Source organism: Mesorhizobium sp. BH1-1-4, from assembly GCF_020165665.1.
GTDB lineage: Bacteria > Pseudomonadota > Alphaproteobacteria > Rhizobiales > Rhizobiaceae > Mesorhizobium.
Map to the genome: position 1 here is coordinate 227,371 of NZ_JAIUIN010000001.1, position 17,671 is coordinate 245,041.

Here is a 17,671-nt window from a genome sequence, read left to right on the forward strand (position 1 = left end):
CATGCCGCTGCTCGAGATCAAGAACCTTACCGTTTCCTTCGACACCGCCGCCGGCCCGTTCATGGCCGTGCAAGGCATCGACCTTTCGATCGAGCCGCGCGAGGTGCTGGCGATCGTCGGCGAATCCGGTTCCGGCAAGTCGGTGTCGATGCTGGCGGTGATGGGGCTGTTGCCCAACACCGCCACCGTCAAGGCCGACCGCATGGCCTTCGACGGCGTCGATCTGTTGAAGCTCAGCCCGTCCGAGCGCCGCAAGATCGTCGGCAAGGACATTTCGATGATCTTCCAGGAGCCGATCGCCAGCCTCAACCCGTGCTTCACCGTCGGCTTCCAGATCGAGGAGGTGCTGCGCTTCCATATGGGCATGGACCGTGCCCAGCGCCGGGCGCGCGCCATCGAACTGATGACGCTGGTCGGCATCGCCGATCCCGAGGATCGGCTGAGCTCGTTTCCGCACCAGATGTCGGGCGGCCAGTGCCAGCGCGTCATGATCGCCATCGCCATTGCCTGCAATCCGAAGCTCTTGATCGCCGATGAGCCGACGACGGCGCTCGACGTCACCATCCAGAAGCAGATCCTCGATCTGCTCGTCTCGCTGCAGGCCAAATACGGCATGGGCCTGATCATGATCACCCACAATATGGGCGTCGTGGCCGAGACCGCCGACCGCGTCATCGTCCAGTACAAGGGCCGCAAGATGGAAGAGGCCGACGTGCTGTCGCTGTTTGAATCGCCGAAGAGCAATTACACGCGCGCGCTGCTGTCGGCTTTACCGGAAAACGCCGTCGGCGACCGGCTGCCGACCGTTTCCGACATGCTGTTCGAGCCGGCGCCCTCGGCAGCGGGAGCCTCGGCATGAGCACCACGGTCCTCGAAGGCAAGAACATCGTTCGCGACTACCACATCGGCGGCGGACTGTTCACCGGGCCGCGCACGGTGCATGCGGTCAAGGGCGTCTCCTTCACCGTGGACAAGGGCAAGACGCTGGCCATCGTCGGCGAAAGCGGTTGCGGTAAGTCCACGCTCGCCCGCATCATCACCTTGATCGATCCCGCGACGTCGGGCGAGCTGTTCATCGACGGCAACAAGGTCGATATCGCCAAAGGCGGATTGACCAAGGAGATGCGCCGCAAGGTGCAGATCGTCTTCCAGAACCCCTACGGGTCGCTCAATCCGCGCCAGAAGATCGGCGACGTGCTGGGCGAGCCGCTGCTCATCAACACCGACAAGCCGGCGGCCGAGCGGCGTGACCTCGCCATGAAGATGCTGAAGAAGGTCGGCCTCGGCCACGAACACTACAACCGCTATCCGCACATGTTCTCGGGCGGCCAGCGCCAACGCATCGCCATCGCCCGCGCGCTGATGCTGAACCCGAGCCTGCTGGTGCTCGACGAGCCGGTTTCCGCACTCGATCTGTCGGTGCAGGCGCAGGTGCTCAACCTGCTCGCCGACCTGCAGGACGAGTTCCAGCTGACCTATGTCTTCATCAGCCACGATTTGTCGGTGGTGCGCTACATTGCCGACGATGTGATGGTGATGTATTTCGGCGAGGCCGTCGAATACGGCTCGCGCGACGAGGTCTTCTCGGACCCCAAGCACAGCTACACCAGGACGCTGTTCGCCGCCACACCGCGCGCCGACGTCGCCTCGATCAAGGCGAGGTTGGCGAAGAAAAAGGCGGCCTGACCCGAAGGTCAGGCACGGCCCATCCGGTTACGACAGCTTGGCGATGATAGCGCGCAGCGCCTCGCCGAATTTGTGGATCTCCTCGACCGTGTTGTAATGCACCAGCGAGGCGCGGATGGCGCCGCTGTCCATGCTGAGGTTGAGGCGTTTCATCAGGCGGGGCGCATACATATGGCCGTCGCGGATGCCGATCTGCAACTCGGCCATTTCCTCGACGATCCGCTGCGGCGACAGCTTGCCGATGTTGAAGCAGAAGGTCGGCACGCGCTCATGGATACGAGCCTCGTCGGCGACGCCATAGATGGTCGCGCCGCAGCCCTTCAGCACCCCCATCATCTCGCGCGCCAGCACCAGCTCATAGTCGCGGATGGCGCCCATGCCGGCGACGATGTTCTCGCGCCGCGAGCGGTTGTTGGAGGGTGCCAGATTGCGGCCGATCAGTTCCAGATACTGCACGGCGGCATCCATGCCCGAGACGTTCTCGTAGATGAATGTGCCGGCCTCGACCTTGTAGGGCGGCTCGTCCGGAATGAAATCCTCGCGGAAGGTCGGCAGCCGCTTCAGCGTCTCGAAGCGGCCCCAGAGGAAGCCCATATGCGGCGAGAAGTTCTTGTAGCCGGAGCAGACGAGATAGTCGCAATCCCAAGCCTGCACGTCGATCAGCCCGTGCGGTCCGTAATGCACGCAGTCGAGAAAGACTTCGGCGCCTGCTGCATGCGCGATGTCAGCCACGGACGCGACATCGACGATCGAGCCGATCGAATGCGCCGTCACCGTGCAGGCGACCAGCCGGGTGCGGTCCGAAACCAGCGGCCTGAGATCGTCGACATGCAGATTGCCATCCTCGCGCATGCGCCACCACTTGAACTTGGCGCCGGCCGATTCCAGCGCCAGCCAGGTGGCGATGTTGGCGTCATGGTCCATGTCGGTGACGACGATCTCATCGCGTTCAGAGAGCATCTGGCCGATTCCGAGGCTGACCAGGCGGATGAAGGAGGTGGCGTTCATGCCGAAGCAGATTTCGGACGGGTTGTATGCGTTGATCAGCAAGGCGACGCTGGTCCGGGCGTCGGCGACCGACTGGTCGACGGTGACGCTGCGGCCATAGCGGCCGCCGCGCTGCACATTGTGCGAAACCAAATGGTTGGTCACCGCGTCGAGCACGCTCTGCGGGATCTGCGCCCCTGCGGCGTTGTCCATGAAGATGAAATCGCCCGCCCGCTGCAGAGCGGGAAACATAGCGCGAATGGTGTCGACGGGGAACGCTGAGGCGTTCGCTGTGTCGGTTTGATGCTTGTTCACGGGGTAGGCTCCTACAAAGGACTTGGCGGTTCGGATTGGTTTGCGAGGTCAGCGTGTCTTCTCGGTCTTGAAGCGGGCTTCAAGCAGGCTGACGAGACGAACCATCGGCCAGAGGAAGATGAGATAGACCAGTGCGGCGCCGATCAGCGGCGAGGGATTGGCGTAGAGCGACTGGGCGTTGGTCGCTTCCTTCAAGAGTTCCGGCAGCGCCACGGTGGAGGCCAGCGACGTGTCCTTGAACATCGAGACGCAGTTGCTGGTCATCGGCGGGATGACCACGCGCACCGCCTGCGGCAGCACCACCTTGCGCAAGGTCAAAAGGAACGGCAAGCCGAGCGCCTGCGAGGCCTCGAACTGGCCGCGCGGAATGCTCTCTATGCCGGAGCGGAACACTTCGGCGGAATAGGCCGACATGATGATGGCGAATGCCGTCACGGCGGACGCCCAGGACGACAGGCGTATGCCGAGAAAAGGCAGCGCGTAATAGATCAGGATCAGCACCACCAGCACCGGCAGCGCGCGAAAAATGTCGGTGTAGCCGACCGCCAGCCAGCGCACCGGCTTCGGCGCGTAGAGCCGCAACAGGCTGATCCCCAGGCCCACGGGAATGCCGATACCGATGCTGAGCAGGCCAAGCAGCAGCGTGTTCAGGAAGCCGCGCAGCAACGCCGGCAGGCTCGACGCGATGACGTCGGCGTTGAAGAAAGTGTCGATCAGCGACATCTGAGCATTCCTGAACGGTGTTGCGTCATCCGACGCCAGAGCCCGACCCGGAACATCAAGCTCGGCTTTGCCGAACGGATGCTGGTCCCGGGAAGGTATGCGTGAAACGGGATGTGCCGACCCCTTTGGGGGCCGGCACGCCTTGCGTCCGTGGCCGGCGCTCAGGCCTTGGGCAGCGGCATTTCCTTGACGGTCGAGGAATCGGCCGGGGCCTCGCTACCGAACCACTTCTTGTGGATCGCGGCCAGCGTGCCGTCCTTCTTCATGGCGCTCAGCGCGTCGTTGAGCTTGCCGAGCAGCGGATGGTCCTTGGTCAGCATCAGGCCGTACTGCTCGCCGGTCTTGATGCGCTGCTTGACCTTCAGGTCCTTCATCTTGGTGAAGGAATATTCCATGCCCGGAATGTCGCTGACGGCGGCGTCGATACGGCCGGCGCTGAGATCCAGCAGCAGGTTCTGCTGCGTGTCGTAGCCCTTCACGTCACTGAAGCCGTCGGCGTCCTGATGGGCCTTGACCCAGGTCTCGCCGGTCGAGCCGGAGAGCACGCCGACGATCTTGCCCTTGAGGTCGGCTTCGGCATTGATCGCGCTGTCGGACTTGGTGGCGATGCCCATGTCGGAATCATAATAGGGCTGGGTGAAGGATTGCGACTTCAACCGCTCCGGCGTGATGGTGATCGAGGAGATGGCGACGTCGATGCGCTTCGAGGTGGTCGCGGCGAACAGCGCCTGGAAGCCGAGATCGGCGATGTCGGTGGTCATGCCGATGCGCTTTGCCGCTTCGTTGACGATGTCGACCTCAAAACCCTCGAACGTGCCGCTCTCGTTCTTGTATTCGAAGGGTGGGTTGGTCGGGTAGGCGCCGACATTGAGCACATCGGCGGCAAAGGCGGTTGCCGGTCCGGCGGCGATGCCGATTGCCGCGGCGAAAAGGATGAGATTGCGACGGTTGAGCTTCATTGGTGGTCCCTCTGGGGTGTTCCCTCTGGTTGTTGATCGGGCGGGCTGCCCCGCACGGTTTGTTGCCGTCCCGCCTCCCAGCGGGGCGTCAATTCATGGTTGCGACCATGCGCACGGGCGCGGCCGCGATCTGGTCCTGGTCGCATGCGCATTCACGCTGAAATTGGCGATGGTATCGATATGCAGGTCGCGGATCTGGGCGCATATGCCATCGAAAGCATAGCGCGCTGGACGATGACTGGGGCAGCACAAACGACAAAGGACTGAAACCCCTCCCACCCGGAGCACCGCGACGAACTGCCGGGAAACCCTCCAGCCCGACAGTCGGCATCGACTTTGAATGCTATCCAAAGCGCCGCGCTTTTCAAGGTAAAAGTTTTAAGCTTAAAAAAGTTTCTCGGCTGCCCGCTCGACCGGGCGCTAGCGGGGGCCTTCCTGCTCCAGTTCGGCGTGGGCGGCGCCATAATTGGCCGCGGCGCCCGCGCAGAGAAACATCGTGTCGCTGGCCAGGACGAAAAAGCTGGCGCCGAAGGCTGCCCACTGGCCGACGGTCTGCGGGCTGGCGCAGAATATGCCGGAGGTCTTGCCGTGCGCGATCGCCACGCCAATGATCCTGCTGATCGCATCCGTGAGCTTGTCTGCGCCCTTCGGTCCGATCGCATTGATCGATACGGAGAGATCGCCGGGCCCGACGAAGATCACGTCGACGCCGTCGACATCGGCGATCGCCTCGATGTTGGCCAACCCCTCGGCGGTCTCGACCTGGACAGCGACGACGATCCTGTCATTGGCGCCGGCCAGATATTGCGGAATGCGATAGCCATAACCGGCCGCGCGGCCGGGTCCGACGCCGCGCTCGCCCAGCGGCGGATAGCGCGAAGCCGTCACCGCCATCTCAGCTTGGGCCGCGGTCGAGACGCGTGGCACCAGCACGCCCTGCGCGCCGCTGTCCAGCGCCGCCTGGATGGCTTCCGGCGCATGGCCGGGAACCCGCACCATCGCCGGCACGCGGTGGACATCGGCCGCCCGCACCATGGCCTCGACCATGTCGCGCGAGATCTGGGCATGCTCCCAGTCGATGCAGAGGAAGTCGAGACCGGACAGCGCCATCACCTCGACCGCGACGGGATGCGGAATGGCGGCGAAGGAGCCGACGAGCTTGGCCTTGCCGATACACTTCTGGCGGAATTCGCTCATGCCTATTCCTTTCTCATCCCGCCAAATTCATATCGGCAAACCAGCGCGAGGCGAAGCTATTTCATGCTTGAAATATTTTCGCGGAGCCGTAGCGTGCGATCTTCGCCGGGAGGTCGCGACATGAACAAAGCACATTCGTTGCATGGCACCAACAAACTCAAGCTTGGCGTCTTCTCGACCAACGCCGATGGCGGCCTTGCCATATCGGATGTGCCTGAACGCTGGACGGCAAGCTGGCAGGACAATCTGACGGCCGCCCAGATCGCCGACCGCGCCGGGCTGGAGTTCATGTTGCCGATCGCACGCTGGCGTGGCTTTGGCGGCCGCAACAAGGTCAGGGAAATGTCTTTCGAGACCTTCACCTGGGCGGCGGCGCTCAGCGTGGCCACCGACCGCATCGGCCTGTTCATGACCGTGCACGTGCCGCTTGTGCATCCGCTCTATGCCGCCAAGGCGCTGGCGACCGTCGACCACATCAGCCAGGGCCGTGCCGGGTTGAACATCGTCTGCGGCTGGAACCCGAAGGAATTCGGCATGTTCGGCACGCCGCTGGTCGAGAAGGGTTACGACCAGGCGGCCGAATGGATCGAGATCCTCGAGAAGCTCTACGCGTCGGCGGAGCCGCTTGACTATGACGGCACCTATTATCACCTCAAGGAGGCGGTCAGCCGGCCGGCCAGCCTGCAGCTTCCGCGCCCGGTGACCATGAACGCCGCTTTCGGAGGCCCGGGCCGCGATTTCGCCGCCGCCAGATGCGATTATCTGTTCACGACTTTTTCCGAGATGAGCGATGCCGGCAAGCATGTCGCCGACATCAGCGAGCGGGCCGACAAGGTTGGCCGGGAGGTCGGCGTCTACACCGTGGCGCATGTCGTCTGCCGCCCGACCATGGAAGAGGCGCAGGCATATTATAAAAGATATGCCGTCGATCTTGCCGATCACGAGGCGGTCGATGCGCATATGGCGGGAAAAAAGGAATTCTCGCAGTCGCACGACCCGCATGCCTATGACGCCTACCGCCAGCGTTTCGCCGGCGGCGCCGGCACCTATCCGCTGATTGGGACGCCGCAAACGATTGCCGCCGACATGGCCGCCATATCAAAGCACGGCTATCAGGGCATCGCCCTGTCCTTCGTCAACTACACGCAGGAATTGCCCTATTTCTGCGACCACGTGCTGCCGCTGCTGAGGCAGGCCGGGCTTCGCGAATAAGATATTCCGGGGAAAGCGAATTCTTTATTCCGGAATAACGGCGGTCGCCTGGATCTCCACCTTGGCGCGGTCCTCGACCAACGCCACCACCTGCATGGCGGCCATCGCCGGGAAATGCCGGCCGATCACGTCGCGATAGGCCTCGCCGATGCCCTTCAGGTTGCCGAGATATTCGGCCTTGTCGGTAAAATACCAGGTCATCGAGGTGATGTGCCTTGGCTCCGCGCCGGCCTCGGCCAGCACCGCGACAATGTTCTGGAGCGTCTGCCGCACCTGGCCGGCGAAATCGTCGGTCTCGAACTGGCATTGCCCGTTCCAGCCGACCTGTCCGCCGACGAAGACGAGCCTGCCGCGCGCCGCTACGCCATTGGCGTAGCCGACCGGTTTTGCCCAGCCTTCCGGCTGCAGGATCTCGTGCATGTCGTCTCTCCGCCTGTCCAATATCGGGTCCGCAATATCCGTGTCGAAAAATTCCGTGGTCGCGACCTGTTCAGGCCGCGCCCATCACTTGCCGCGCGATCACCACCTTCTGCACGTCCGAAGCGCCCTCATAAATGCGCAGCGCGCGGATCTCGCGATACAGGCTCTCGATGATGTGGCCCTTGCGGACGCCGTCGCCGCCATGCAGTTGCACCGCTTTGTCGATCACCTCCTGCGCCTTGTCGGTGGCGAACAGCTTGGCCATCGCCGCCTCGCGCGTCACCCGCGCGGCGCCCATGTCCTTGGTCCAGGCGGCGCGGTAGACCAGCAGCGCCGCCGCATCGACGTCGAGCGCCATGTCGGCGATGTGGCCCTGCACCATCTGCAATTCGGCCATCGGCGCGCCGAACAGTTTGCGCTCGGTGGCTCTGTTGATGCTTTCATCGAGCGCCCGGCGGGCAAAGCCGAGAGCCGCTGCGCCGACGGTCGAGCGGAACACGTCGAGCACCGACATGGCGATGCGGAACCCATCGCCCGGCCTGCCGATCAGTGCCGAGGCCGGCAGCCGGACCTGGTCGAAGGATAGCCGCGCCAGCGGGTGCGGCGCGATCACTTCCAGCCGCTCGGCGATTACAAGTCCCTTGGCGTCGCCCGGCACGATGAATGCCGAAAGCCCTTTGGCGCCCGGCGCTTCGCCGGTGCGGGCAAAGACGACGTAGAGATCGGCGATGCCGCCATTGGAAATCCAGGTTTTTTCACCGGACAAAACATAGCTGTCGCCATCGCGGGTCGCCGTCATCTCGGTGTTGGCAACGTCAGACCCGGAGCGCGGCTCCGACAGGGCAAAGGCGGAGATCGCCTTGCCTGCGCGGGTCTTTGCCAGCCATTGCTGCTGGTCAGCCGTTCCGAAAAGGCTGAGCGCGCCGGTGCCCAGCCCCTGCATGGCAAAAGCGAAGTCGGCGAGCCCATCATGGCGCGCCAGCGTCTCGCGGGTGATGCAGAGCGTGCGCACATCGAGTGGTCCCGGATTGCCGGTGTCGAGCGCCGTCGGCTTCAGCCAGCCGTCCCTGCCAAGCATGGCCACCAACTCGCGGCAGGCGGCATCGACGTCGTGATGATCGACGGGCAGGTTTTTCGCGCACCAGGCGTCGAGTTGTTCGGCCAATTGGCGATGGCGGTTTTCGAAGAACGGCCAGTTGAGGAAAGAGCGGTCAGGCATGGATACCTCCGCAATTCTGCGAGGTCTGCACTCTACGGCGCCCCCCTCTGTCCTGCCGGACATCTCCCCCTCTAGGGGGGAGATTGGCAGCTTGCGCGCCGGGCCCCATCCTGCGGTGCTGGCGATTGGCGAAAGCGGCGATGACAGCCGATCTCCCCCTAAGAGGGGGAGAGGTCCGGCAGGACAGAGGGGGGCGCTGTCCCGCCAGCGTCTCCAAAGAAGCGCTCATCTCAATTCCCCTCGAACACCGGCTTTTCCTTGGCCACGAATGCCCGATACGCCCGCTCGAAATCGCGCGTCTGCATGCAGATCGCCTGCGCCTGCGCTTCCGCCTCGATAGCCTGGTCGAGGCCCATCGACCATTCCTGGTTGAGCTGCGTTTTGGTGATGCCGTGGGCGAAGGTCGGGCCCGAGACGATGCGGGCCGCCATCTCCAGCGCATCGGCCTCGAGCGCCGCCGCATCGACCAGCCTGTTGTAGAAGCCCCAGCGCTCGCCTTCCGTCGCCGTCATGGTTCGGCCGGTGTAGAGCAGTTCGGCGGCGCGGCCCTGGCCGATGATGCGCGGCAGGATCGCGCAGGCGCCCATGTCGCAGCCGGCGAGACCGACGCGGGTGAACAGGAAGGCGGTCTTGGCCTCCGGCGTGGCGATGCGGATGTCGGCGCTCATGGCGATGATGGCGCCGGCGCCGACCGCGACCCCATCGACCGCGGCGATGATCGGCTTGCCGCAATTCAGCATCGCCTTGACGAAATCGCCGGTCATGCGGGTGAAGGCCAGGAGTTGCTTCATGTCCATCTTGACCAGCGGCCCGATAATGTCGTGGACATCGCCGCCCGAGCAGAAATTGCCGCCATTGGACAGGAACACCACGGCGTCGACGTCGTCGGCATAGACGAGGTCGCGGAATGTGTCGCGCAGCTCGGCATAGCTGTCGAAGGTCAGCGGGTTCTTGCGTTCCGGCCGGTCGAGCCGGACCTTGGCGATCCTACCCTCGACCTCCCACAGGAAATGCTTCGGCTTGAGGCCGGCCATTGCAGTCATTCGCGTCCCTCCCAGTTGCTGCGGAACGAAGTCAGCATGCCGGTCAGCCGGCGGGCATCCTCCTCGCTGACCTTGCCCAGCAATTCACCGATCCAGCCCTCATGCGCGGCGGCGATGGTGGCAAAGGACTTCGTGCCCTCCTCGGTCAACCTAACCATCGAGGTGCGGCGGTCGCCGTTGCGGCGCGCGCGCGCCACCAGCCCTTCGGAAACCAGCCGGTCGACAATGCCGGTGACATTGCCGTTGGAGACCAACAGGAAGCGCGACAGGTCGCTCATCAGCATGCCTTCCGGCGCCCGGTAAAGTGCCGCCATCACGTCGAAACGCGGCAACGTCGTGTCGAATTCCTTCTTCAGGCGCTCGCGCAGTTCGGCCTCGATCGTGCGTGAGGCGCGCAGCAGCCTGATCCACAGGCGCAGCCGGTCCTTGCCGGGCCCCGATGGCATGGGCAGGGGGCCGGCTACCATGTTTCACCTCCCGAGATCGAAATCGCCTGTCCGGTGATCGATTGCGCCGCGTCGCCGCACAGCCAAAGCACGGCTTCGGCAATTTCCAGCGGCTGGATGAAACGGCCCTGCGGGTTGGTCGAGGCAAGGCTCGCTCTTGCCTGTTCTGCCGAGCGTCCGGTCTTTTCGACGATGCGCTGGATGGATTCCTCCAACATGTCGGTCTCGACGAAGCCCGGACACACCGCATTGACGGTGACCCCGGATTTCGCCGTCTCGGCGGCAAGCGCCCGCATCAGGCCGACGACGCCATGCTTGGCCGCCACATAGGGCGCGACATAGGCGTAGCCTTTCAGACCGGCGGTCGAAGCGATGAAAACGATGCGGCCTGCCTTGCGCGCGGCCATGCCGGCCAGCGCCGGCTTCACCGTCAGGAAGGCTCCGGTCAAATTGACGTCGAGCGTCCGCTGCCAGTCGGTAAGCGTAGTCTTGTGCGCAGGCGTGCTGCCGGCCATGCCGGCATTGGCGACGACGATATCGAACGGTCCGCGCGCGGCCTCCGCCTGGGTGTAGAGCCCGGCCATCGCCGCCTCATTGGTGACGTCGGCGGCAATGCCATGGATGCGAGCGTTCTCGCCAGCCACCTTGGCGAGTTCAGCTTCGCGACGCCCACATATGGTCACATCGACACCAGCCTCGGCCAGTGTCAGCGCGATGGCCCGGCCGACGCCGGATCCACCGCCGGTGACCAGCGCGTGCTTGCCGGGGATCGTCGCTGCCACCGTCATACTTTCAGCCCCGCCGCCGCATCGCGCTCGGCCAGCCGGTAGATTTGATCGCGTCCGGGCAAATAGGGATCCGGCCATTTGACGCCTCGGTCGCCGAGTGTCACCGCCGCATGCAGCGTCCAGTAGGGATCCGTGAGATGCGGCCGCGCCAGCGCGACCAGATCGGCGCGGCCGGCCATCAGGATCGAATTGACATGGTCGGGCTCGTAGATGTTGCCGACAGCCATCGTCGCCATGCCGACCTCGTTGCGGATGCGGTCGGAAAACGGCGTCTGGAACATGCGGCCGTAGACCGGCTTGGCGGCAACCGACGTTTGGCCGGCCGAGACGTCGCAGATATCGACGCCGGCCTCATGCAGCAGCTTTGCGATCTCGACGGCATCGGCGGGCGTGACGCCTTCGATGCCGACCCAGTCATTGGCCGAGATGCGCACCGAGATCGGCTTTCCCGCCGGCCAGGCGGCGCGCACCGCATGGAAGATTTCGAGGGGATAGCGCATGCGATTTTCCAGCGAACCGCCATAGGCGTCCGTGCGCCGGTTGGTTACCGGCGTGATGAAGGACGACAGGAGATAGCCGTGCGCGGCATGGATCTCCAGCATGTCGAAGCCGCAGCGATCGGCCATTTCGGCCGAGGCCACGAACTGGTCGCGCACCAAATCCATGTCGGCGCGGTCCATCGCCCTTGGCACCTGATTCTGCGGCGACCACGCGACGGCCGATGCCGCCATGACAGGCCAGTTGCCGGAGGCGAGCGGCACATCGGTGCCTTCCCAGCCGACACGGGTCGAACCCTTGGCGCCGGAATGGCCGATCTGGGCGCAGATCCTGGCCTCGGTTTCGGTATGGACGAAATCGACCAGCCGCTTCCACGCCACCTCATGCTCGGGCGCGTAGAAGCCGGGGCAGCCGGGCGTGATCCGCCCTTCCGGGCTGACGCAGGTCATCTCGATATAGACGAGGCCCGCGCCGCCCTTGGCGCGCTCGGCATAATGGGTGAAATGCCAGTCGGTCGGGCAGCCGTCGACGGCCTTGTACTGTGCCATCGGCGAGACGACGACGCGGTTGTTGAGCCTGAGGTCGCGCAGCTTGAAGGGCGCGAACATCGGGGCCCGGCGCAGCCTGTTGCCGCCGGCACCGGCCTGGCGCTGAAACCACTCTTCCGCGCTTTCAAGCCATTCGGCATCACGCAGCCGCAAATTCTCGTGGCTGATGCGTTGCGAACGGGTCAAGAGCGAATAGTTGAACTGTACCGGATCGAGGCCGAGATAGCGCTCGACCTCCTCGAACCACTCCAGAGAATTGCGCGCCGCCGATTGCAGCTTCAACACCTCGGTGCGGCGGGCATCCTCATATTTGCGGAACGCGGCCTCGAGGTCCGGTTCGGTCTCGACATACTCGGCCAGCGCCACCGCGCTTTCCAGGGCGAGCTTGGTGCCGGAGCCGATCGAGAAATGCGCCGAGGCCGCCGCGTCGCCCATCAGCGCCAGATTCTTGTAGGACCAGCGCTCGCACAGCACGCGCGGGAAATTGATCCAGGCCGAGCCCCTGATGTGGTTGGCATTGGTCATCAGCGCATGGCCGCCAAGATGTTTGGCGAAGATACGCTCGCACACCGCGATGGACTCCTGCTGCGACATCGCGCCGAAGCCGAAGGCGGCCCAGGTCTGCTCGCTGCATTCGACGATGAAGGTCGCGGTCTCGCTGTCGAACTGGTAGGCGTGCGCCCACACCCAGCCATGCTCGGTCTTCTCGAATATGAAGGTGAAGGCGTCGTCGAATTTCTGGTTGGTGCCGAGCCAGACGAACTTGCATTTGCGCGTGTCGATGTCGGGCTTGAAGATGTCGACGAAGGTGTTGCGCGCCCTGGAGTTCAGCCCATCGGCGGCGACGACGAGGTCATGCGTCTCCATATAGGGTTTTGGGTCGGCGATGTCGGTTTCGAACATCAGCTTGACGCCAAGTTCGCGCGCGCGCCGCTGCAAGAGGACCAGCAGCCGCTTGCGGCCGATGCCGCAGAAACCGTGGCCCGATGAGACCGTCCGCACGCCGTCATGGATGACGGCGATGTCGTCCCAATAGGCAAAATGCTTCTTGATCCAGACGGCGCTGACCGGATCATTCTCAGCGAGATTGTCGAGCGTTTCGGCCGACAGCACCACGCCCCAGCCGAACGTGTCGTCGGCGCGATTGCGCTCGAACACCGTCACGTCGTGCGCGGCGTCCCTCAGTTTCATCGAAATGGCAAAGTAGAGGCCGGCTGGTCCGCCGCCGAGAACCGCAACCCTCATCCGTGCGATCTCCTCTTCGCTTGCTATGCCTCAGTATCGCGCCGGAGGTATGATATTTCAAGCTTAAAGTTTTATGTCGAAATGATTAGGCGGGGATTGCGTGGCGCGCTTGCGTGACATCCCTGCAAGCGCGCCACGGGAGATCATTTCTCCGGGTTCTTCGGGCTCCACAGCACCGTTTCGGCACCCTTCTCATAGGCCATGCCAGAGGGATAGCTGATCGCTTCCAGCTGCAATCCCCACGGCGCCTGGAAATAAAGGATGGTCTGGCCGGCGGCGGGCCCTTCCTTGACCGGCAGCGGCCCCAATCTCGTCTTGACGCCCTTGCCATCGAGATAGGCTTTGGCGGCGGCGACGTCATCGACGTAAAGGGCGATATGGAAGCCGCCAATGTCGCTGTTCTTCGGTGTCAGATCCTTCTGGTCGGGCGCGGTGTATTTGAACAGCTCGATGTTCGATCCATAGCCGCAGCGGACCATGGTGACCTGCTCTATGACAGCCTTCGGATCGACGCCGAGCAGGTCCTGCATGAAAGTGCCCTTGTCGTCGGCGAACGGGCCGAACGACATCGCCTTCTTGCAGCCGACCACTTCGGTGAAGAAATCGACCGCCTGCTTCATGTCGGGGACCGTGATGCCGGTATGGTCGTGGCCGCGCATGCCAGGGATCGAATCCGCCGAGGCCGCTCCCATCGAGCCCAACAGGATCGCGGCAAGCATCGTGCCGCGGGTTGCGTGTTTCATGTTATCCTCCGTTCGCGGGCTGATTTCGCCCCCATGCACGTCCGAGGCCCGCTCTTCGGCGTGCGGGATGAACAGTCTTAGGCCGGCGCCTTCTCGGGCGGCCGCAGCCAGTCCGCGTCGATCTCGGGAAGCGGAATGGCGGCAAGCAGGTCTCGCGTGTAAGTCTCCCTGGGATTATCGAACAGCGTGTCGGTGGCGCTCGCTTCGACGATGCTGCCCTCGCGCATGACGATCACCTGTTGGCAGAGCCGCCGGATGACCGACAGATCGTGGCTGATGAAGGCGACCGTCAGGCCCATCTCCGCCGCGAGTTTCTCCAGCAAGGTGAGAATCTGCGCCTGCGTCGACACGTCGAGCCCGGAAACGATCTCGTCGGCCAGCACGAATTTCGGCGACAGCGCCAGGGCGCGTGCAATGCCGACGCGCTGGCGCTGGCCGCCCGACAGTTGGTGGCGGTAGCGGCTGGCGAAGCTCTGCGGCAGGCCGACGCGTTGCAGTGCCTCGGCGACGCGCGCTTTCAGATTGTCGCCAAGTCCATTCTGCTTCAGCGGCGCGGCGATGATGCTGGCGATGGTGCGGCGCGGGTTGAGCGACGACATCGGATCCTGAAAAATCATCTGCAGGTCGCGGCGCAGAGGCCGCAACCCGGCCTCCGGCAGGTGGGTGATGTCACGGCCTTCGAAACGAATCTCGCCGGCGCTCGGCTCCAGCAGCCGCACCAGCGCACGGCCAAGCGTCGATTTGCCCGACCCGGATTCGCCAACGATTCCGGTCACCGAGCCCTTGGGCAGGTCGAAGTCCAGGCCTTTCAGGATTTCGGCCAGCGGCGCGCGCCCGATCAGCGGCTTGCGCGTCATGTCGGGCAGCGCGACCTTCAGCCCGCGCACGGAAAACAGCGGCTCAGCCATGCGGGCGCCTCCATGCCTGGTCGGCCGCCGCGATCTCGGCCGCAAGTCCGGCCAGCACCGTCTCGTCCACGGGTTTCAGCGACGCGAAGGGGGCGGTGTAGCGCGGCGTCGCGGCCATCAGCGAGCGCGTGTAGGGATGCCGAGGTGCGGCAAAGAGGTCAGCGGTCTCGGCCTCTTCCACCACCTTGCCGGCATAGAGCACCGACACTTTCTGGCTGATCTTGGCGACGACGCCGAGATCATGGGTGACGAACAGGATCGCGGTGCCGTGCTCGCGCTGCAACGCGGCGATCAGCCGAAGGATCTGCTTTTGCACGGTGACGTCGAGCGCCGTGGTTGGCTCGTCGGCAACGATCAGCCGTGGCTCGGCGGCGAAGGCTGCGGCAATCAGCACGCGCTGGCGCATGCCGCCGGACAGTTCGTGCGGATAGCTCTTCAGCACGCGGTCGGGATCGCGGATCTGCACTTCGTCCAGCAATTGCCGGACGCGCTTGTCCGCCTTGTCGCCACTCCAGCCCAGGATGCGCACCAGCCGGTCGGTCATCTGCGGGCCGATGCGGCGCGACGGGTTGAGCGCTGTCAGCGGGTCCTGCGGGATCAGCGCGGTGCGCGCGCCGATCAGCGTGCGCCGCGCTTTTGGCGGGAGTTTGCCGAGGTCTTCGCCCTCGAGCCTCATATCGCCTTCGACGATCCGTACGCTCGACGGCAAAACGCCAAGCACCGCCTTGCCGATCATCGTCTTGCCGGCGCCGCTCTCGCCGACCAGCGCGCGCACTTCGCCGGGTTGCACAGTGAGCGAGACAGAGCGCAGCACGCGCTGGCCGTTGGCCAGCACGGCGCTCAGATTGGCGATGTCGAGACAGGCGCTCATCGCAGCACCGGATCGAAACGCGTCTTCAGCGCCTCGCCGAACTGGCTGAACGACAGCACGGTCAGGATCAGCGTGATCAGCGGGAACACCAGCACCCACCAGGCCTGATGGATCGACAGCCGGCCCTCGGCGATGATGCCGCCCCAGGTCGGATCGTCGGTCGAGATCGACAGATTGACGAAGGATAGGATCGCCTCGACGATGACGGCGATGCCCATTTCCAGCGACAGCAGCGCCACGATCGACGGCACCACGTTGGGCAGCACTTCGCGCAGCATGATGCCGATGCGGCCGTAGCCGGCGATGCGCGCATTCTCGACATAGTCCATGCGTGACTGCCCCATCGCCTCGGCGCGGATCACGCGGCAGAAGCGCGTCCAGTCGATGATCGCGATGGCGAGGATGACCGAGCTCAGGCCCGTTCCGAGCACGGCGACCAGGAGGATGGCGAACAGCACCGGCGGAAACGCCATCCAGATGTCGACGATGCGCGAGATGATGCGATCGGCCCAGCCGCCGAAATAGCCCGCGATCAGTCCCAGCGTCGAACCGACGACGCACGCCGCGATGGCCGCTGCAAAGGCGACGATGAAGGCGATGCGGCCGCCGAAGATCAGCCGGGACAAGAGATCGCGACCGAGACTGTCGGTGCCAAGCCAATAGCCCGGCTCGGCGCCATCGAGCCAGAACGGCGGCAGGCGCTCCAGCATCAGATCCTGCGCCAGCGGATCCTGCGGCGCGACCAGCGGCGCGAAGATCGCGGCCAGCAGTGCCAGCAGCAGCCAGCCGCCGGCCAGCCACAGTCTCGGGCTCAATCGGCGCCTGATAATGCGTGCCTCATCCATGGCGCAGCCTCGGATTGAGCAGCGCATACATCATGTCGACGACGAGGTTGATCAGCACGAACAGCAGCGCGAAGACCAGCACGATGCCCTGGATCAACGGCAGGTCGCGGTTGATGACGGCGTCGATCGCCATGTTGCCGAGCCCCTCATAGGAGAACAGCCGCTCGACGATGACGGTGCCGCCGATGAGGAAAGTGAACTGCACGCCGATCAGGGTCAGTGTCGGCAGCGCGGCGTTCTTCAGCGCCTCGCGCAGGATGACCTGCGTTTCCGAAAACCCCTTGACCCGCGCCAGCACGACATAGTCGAGGTCGAGCACTTCCTTCAGCGACTGTTTGAGAAGCTGCGCGATGATCGCCGCCAGCGGCAGCGCCAATGCGACGGCCGGCATGAGCATGTGTTTCAGGAGGTCCCAGGTCAGGTCGAAGCGCAGCCGCAGCAAGCTCTCGAAGAAATAGAACTGGGTGACGAAGGGCAGGTCGAGTTGCGGCGACACCCGGCCCGAAATGTCGAAGATCGGCACCAGCACGCCGAACAGCAGGATCAGCACCAGGCCCCAGAGGAAGTCGGGGATGGAAAGGGCGGCGCCACTCGCGATATCGATGCCGGCTTCGACCGCCGTACCGCGCTCGCGGGCGCCAAGGATCGCCGTCGTGCCGCCGATCGCCACCGCCATGAGGAGCGCTACGATGGCGAGCTCCAGCGTTGCCGGCAGCCGGTTGAAGACCAGGCCAAGCACGTCTTGCCGCAGCGAAATCGAGGTGCCGAAATCGCCCCTGACGACGCCGGACAGCCATATGAAGAACTGCTCGACGATGGTCTTGTCGAGCCCGTAGAGCGCGCGCAGCCGGGCGATATCGGCATCCGTCGCGCCCGGCGGCAGCATCATGGCGATCGGATCGCCGGGCGCGATGCGGATCACGACAAAGACGACGACGGCCACGCCGAACAGCGTGATCAGCATCGTCAGCAGACGAATCAGGAATCGTTGCAGGAGCATGTAAATCTTTGCAGGAGC

Annotated in this window: 18 protein-coding genes; 3 read left to right on the top strand and 15 right to left on the bottom strand. The window is 64.3% G+C overall.

Annotated elements, in window-relative coordinates; translation table 11 throughout:
- Position 1 precedes the first annotated feature (1 nt).
- Both LB569_RS01015 and LB569_RS01020 read left to right on the top strand, forming a co-directional pair.
- Positions 2–859: an ABC transporter ATP-binding protein gene (locus tag LB569_RS01015; RefSeq protein WP_224691111.1), complete on the top strand. Its 858-nt coding sequence runs from the start codon at positions 2–4 to the stop codon at positions 857–859.
- A complete protein-coding gene (locus LB569_RS01020; protein ID WP_127278113.1) occupies positions 856–1,686 on the top strand; it encodes a dipeptide ABC transporter ATP-binding protein in 831 nt (276 codons plus the stop codon). The genes LB569_RS01015 and LB569_RS01020 overlap by 4 nt, the downstream gene beginning before the upstream one ends.
- Before the next feature lie 27 nt (positions 1,687–1,713).
- Here LB569_RS01020 and LB569_RS01025 read toward each other — a convergent pair whose 3' ends face one another.
- The 4 genes from LB569_RS01025 to LB569_RS01040 all read right to left on the bottom strand — a co-directional run bounded on the left by LB569_RS01025 (position 1,714) and on the right by LB569_RS01040 (position 5,867).
- Complete coding sequence (locus LB569_RS01025; RefSeq protein WP_224690726.1) at positions 1,714–2,988, bottom strand: cysteine desulfurase-like protein; 1,275 nt, start codon at positions 2,986–2,988, stop codon at positions 1,714–1,716.
- Between the two features lie 48 nt (positions 2,989–3,036).
- A complete protein-coding gene (locus tag LB569_RS01030; RefSeq protein WP_224690727.1) occupies positions 3,037–3,711 on the bottom strand; it encodes an amino acid ABC transporter permease in 675 nt (224 codons plus the stop codon).
- A 161-nt stretch (positions 3,712–3,872) separates the two neighbouring features.
- A complete protein-coding gene (locus LB569_RS01035; RefSeq protein ID WP_224690728.1) occupies positions 3,873–4,670 on the bottom strand; it encodes an ABC transporter substrate-binding protein in 798 nt (265 codons plus the stop codon).
- Between the two features lie 420 nt (positions 4,671–5,090).
- On the bottom strand, positions 5,091–5,867 hold the full coding sequence (locus LB569_RS01040) for an HpcH/HpaI aldolase family protein (protein ID WP_224690729.1): 777 nt from the start codon (positions 5,865–5,867) through the stop codon (positions 5,091–5,093).
- A gap of 120 nt (positions 5,868–5,987) precedes the next feature.
- Between LB569_RS01040 and LB569_RS01045 the strand changes: the two genes are divergently transcribed.
- On the top strand, positions 5,988–7,079 hold the full coding sequence (locus tag LB569_RS01045; protein WP_224690730.1) for an LLM class flavin-dependent oxidoreductase: 1,092 nt from the start codon (positions 5,988–5,990) through the stop codon (positions 7,077–7,079).
- A gap of 24 nt (positions 7,080–7,103) precedes the next feature.
- Here the strand turns inward: LB569_RS01045 and LB569_RS01050 are convergent, their stop codons facing one another.
- From LB569_RS01050 to LB569_RS01100, 11 genes are all read right to left on the bottom strand, one after another.
- Positions 7,104–7,499, bottom strand: a complete 396-nt coding sequence (locus LB569_RS01050; RefSeq protein ID WP_224536289.1) for a RidA family protein — start codon at positions 7,497–7,499, stop codon at positions 7,104–7,106.
- Between the two features lie 70 nt (positions 7,500–7,569).
- A complete protein-coding gene (locus LB569_RS01055) occupies positions 7,570–8,718 on the bottom strand; it encodes an acyl-CoA dehydrogenase family protein (RefSeq protein WP_224690731.1) in 1,149 nt (382 codons plus the stop codon).
- Between the two features lie 230 nt (positions 8,719–8,948).
- Positions 8,949–9,761 (bottom strand): enoyl-CoA hydratase family protein, encoded by an 813-nt coding sequence (locus tag LB569_RS01060; RefSeq protein WP_224690732.1) that lies wholly within the window; start codon positions 9,759–9,761, stop codon positions 8,949–8,951.
- Complete coding sequence (locus LB569_RS01065; protein ID WP_140706398.1) at positions 9,758–10,228, bottom strand: MarR family winged helix-turn-helix transcriptional regulator; 471 nt, start codon at positions 10,226–10,228, stop codon at positions 9,758–9,760. The genes LB569_RS01060 and LB569_RS01065 overlap by 4 nt, the downstream gene beginning before the upstream one ends.
- Positions 10,222–10,995: an SDR family NAD(P)-dependent oxidoreductase gene (locus LB569_RS01070; RefSeq protein WP_224690733.1), complete on the bottom strand. Its 774-nt coding sequence runs from the start codon at positions 10,993–10,995 to the stop codon at positions 10,222–10,224. The genes LB569_RS01065 and LB569_RS01070 overlap by 7 nt, the downstream gene beginning before the upstream one ends.
- Positions 10,992–13,286: a bifunctional salicylyl-CoA 5-hydroxylase/oxidoreductase gene (locus LB569_RS01075; RefSeq protein ID WP_224690734.1), complete on the bottom strand. Its 2,295-nt coding sequence runs from the start codon at positions 13,284–13,286 to the stop codon at positions 10,992–10,994. Before LB569_RS01075 ends, LB569_RS01070 begins: the two co-directional genes overlap by 4 nt.
- Before the next feature lie 143 nt (positions 13,287–13,429).
- On the bottom strand, positions 13,430–14,029 hold the full coding sequence (locus tag LB569_RS01080) for a VOC family protein (protein WP_224690735.1): 600 nt from the start codon (positions 14,027–14,029) through the stop codon (positions 13,430–13,432).
- 77 nt (positions 14,030–14,106) lie between these two features.
- Complete coding sequence (locus LB569_RS01085) at positions 14,107–14,937, bottom strand: ATP-binding cassette domain-containing protein (RefSeq protein WP_224690736.1); 831 nt, start codon at positions 14,935–14,937, stop codon at positions 14,107–14,109.
- The gene (locus LB569_RS01090; RefSeq protein WP_224536272.1) at positions 14,930–15,808 is read right to left on the bottom strand and encodes an ABC transporter ATP-binding protein; all 879 of its coding nucleotides are present in this window, start codon (positions 15,806–15,808) and stop codon (positions 14,930–14,932) included. Before LB569_RS01090 ends, LB569_RS01085 begins: the two co-directional genes overlap by 8 nt.
- Entirely contained in the window at positions 15,805–16,653 is an 849-nt protein-coding gene (locus LB569_RS01095; protein ID WP_140706386.1) for an ABC transporter permease, read from the bottom strand. The genes LB569_RS01090 and LB569_RS01095 overlap by 4 nt, the downstream gene beginning before the upstream one ends.
- Complete coding sequence (locus LB569_RS01100) at positions 16,646–17,653, bottom strand: ABC transporter permease (RefSeq protein ID WP_224690737.1); 1,008 nt, start codon at positions 17,651–17,653, stop codon at positions 16,646–16,648. The genes LB569_RS01095 and LB569_RS01100 overlap by 8 nt, the downstream gene beginning before the upstream one ends.
- Positions 17,654–17,671: the final 18 nt, after the last annotated feature.

Coding starts and splice junctions, on each gene's coding strand:
- LB569_RS01015 (WP_224691111.1), top strand. CDS start 2: ATGCCGCTGCTCGAGATCAAGAACCTTACCGTTTCCTTCGACACCGCC.
- LB569_RS01020 (WP_127278113.1), top strand. CDS start 856: ATGAGCACCACGGTCCTCGAAGGCAAGAACATCGTTCGCGACTACCAC.
- LB569_RS01030 (WP_224690727.1), bottom strand. CDS start 3,711: ATGTCGCTGATCGACACTTTCTTCAACGCCGACGTCATCGCGTCGAGC.
- LB569_RS01035 (WP_224690728.1), bottom strand. CDS start 4,670: ATGAAGCTCAACCGTCGCAATCTCATCCTTTTCGCCGCGGCAATCGGC.
- LB569_RS01040 (WP_224690729.1), bottom strand. CDS start 5,867: ATGAGCGAATTCCGCCAGAAGTGTATCGGCAAGGCCAAGCTCGTCGGC.
- LB569_RS01045 (WP_224690730.1), top strand. CDS start 5,988: ATGAACAAAGCACATTCGTTGCATGGCACCAACAAACTCAAGCTTGGC.
- LB569_RS01050 (WP_224536289.1), bottom strand. CDS start 7,499: ATGCACGAGATCCTGCAGCCGGAAGGCTGGGCAAAACCGGTCGGCTAC.
- LB569_RS01055 (WP_224690731.1), bottom strand. CDS start 8,718: ATGCCTGACCGCTCTTTCCTCAACTGGCCGTTCTTCGAAAACCGCCAT.
- LB569_RS01060 (WP_224690732.1), bottom strand. CDS start 9,761: ATGACTGCAATGGCCGGCCTCAAGCCGAAGCATTTCCTGTGGGAGGTC.
- LB569_RS01065 (WP_140706398.1), bottom strand. CDS start 10,228: ATGGTAGCCGGCCCCCTGCCCATGCCATCGGGGCCCGGCAAGGACCGG.
- LB569_RS01070 (WP_224690733.1), bottom strand. CDS start 10,995: ATGACGGTGGCAGCGACGATCCCCGGCAAGCACGCGCTGGTCACCGGC.
- LB569_RS01075 (WP_224690734.1), bottom strand. CDS start 13,286: ATGAGGGTTGCGGTTCTCGGCGGCGGACCAGCCGGCCTCTACTTTGCC.
- LB569_RS01080 (WP_224690735.1), bottom strand. CDS start 14,029: ATGAAACACGCAACCCGCGGCACGATGCTTGCCGCGATCCTGTTGGGC.
- LB569_RS01085 (WP_224690736.1), bottom strand. CDS start 14,937: ATGGCTGAGCCGCTGTTTTCCGTGCGCGGGCTGAAGGTCGCGCTGCCC.
- LB569_RS01090 (WP_224536272.1), bottom strand. CDS start 15,808: ATGAGCGCCTGTCTCGACATCGCCAATCTGAGCGCCGTGCTGGCCAAC.
- LB569_RS01095 (WP_140706386.1), bottom strand. CDS start 16,653: ATGGATGAGGCACGCATTATCAGGCGCCGATTGAGCCCGAGACTGTGG.
- LB569_RS01100 (WP_224690737.1), bottom strand. CDS start 17,653: ATGCTCCTGCAACGATTCCTGATTCGTCTGCTGACGATGCTGATCACG.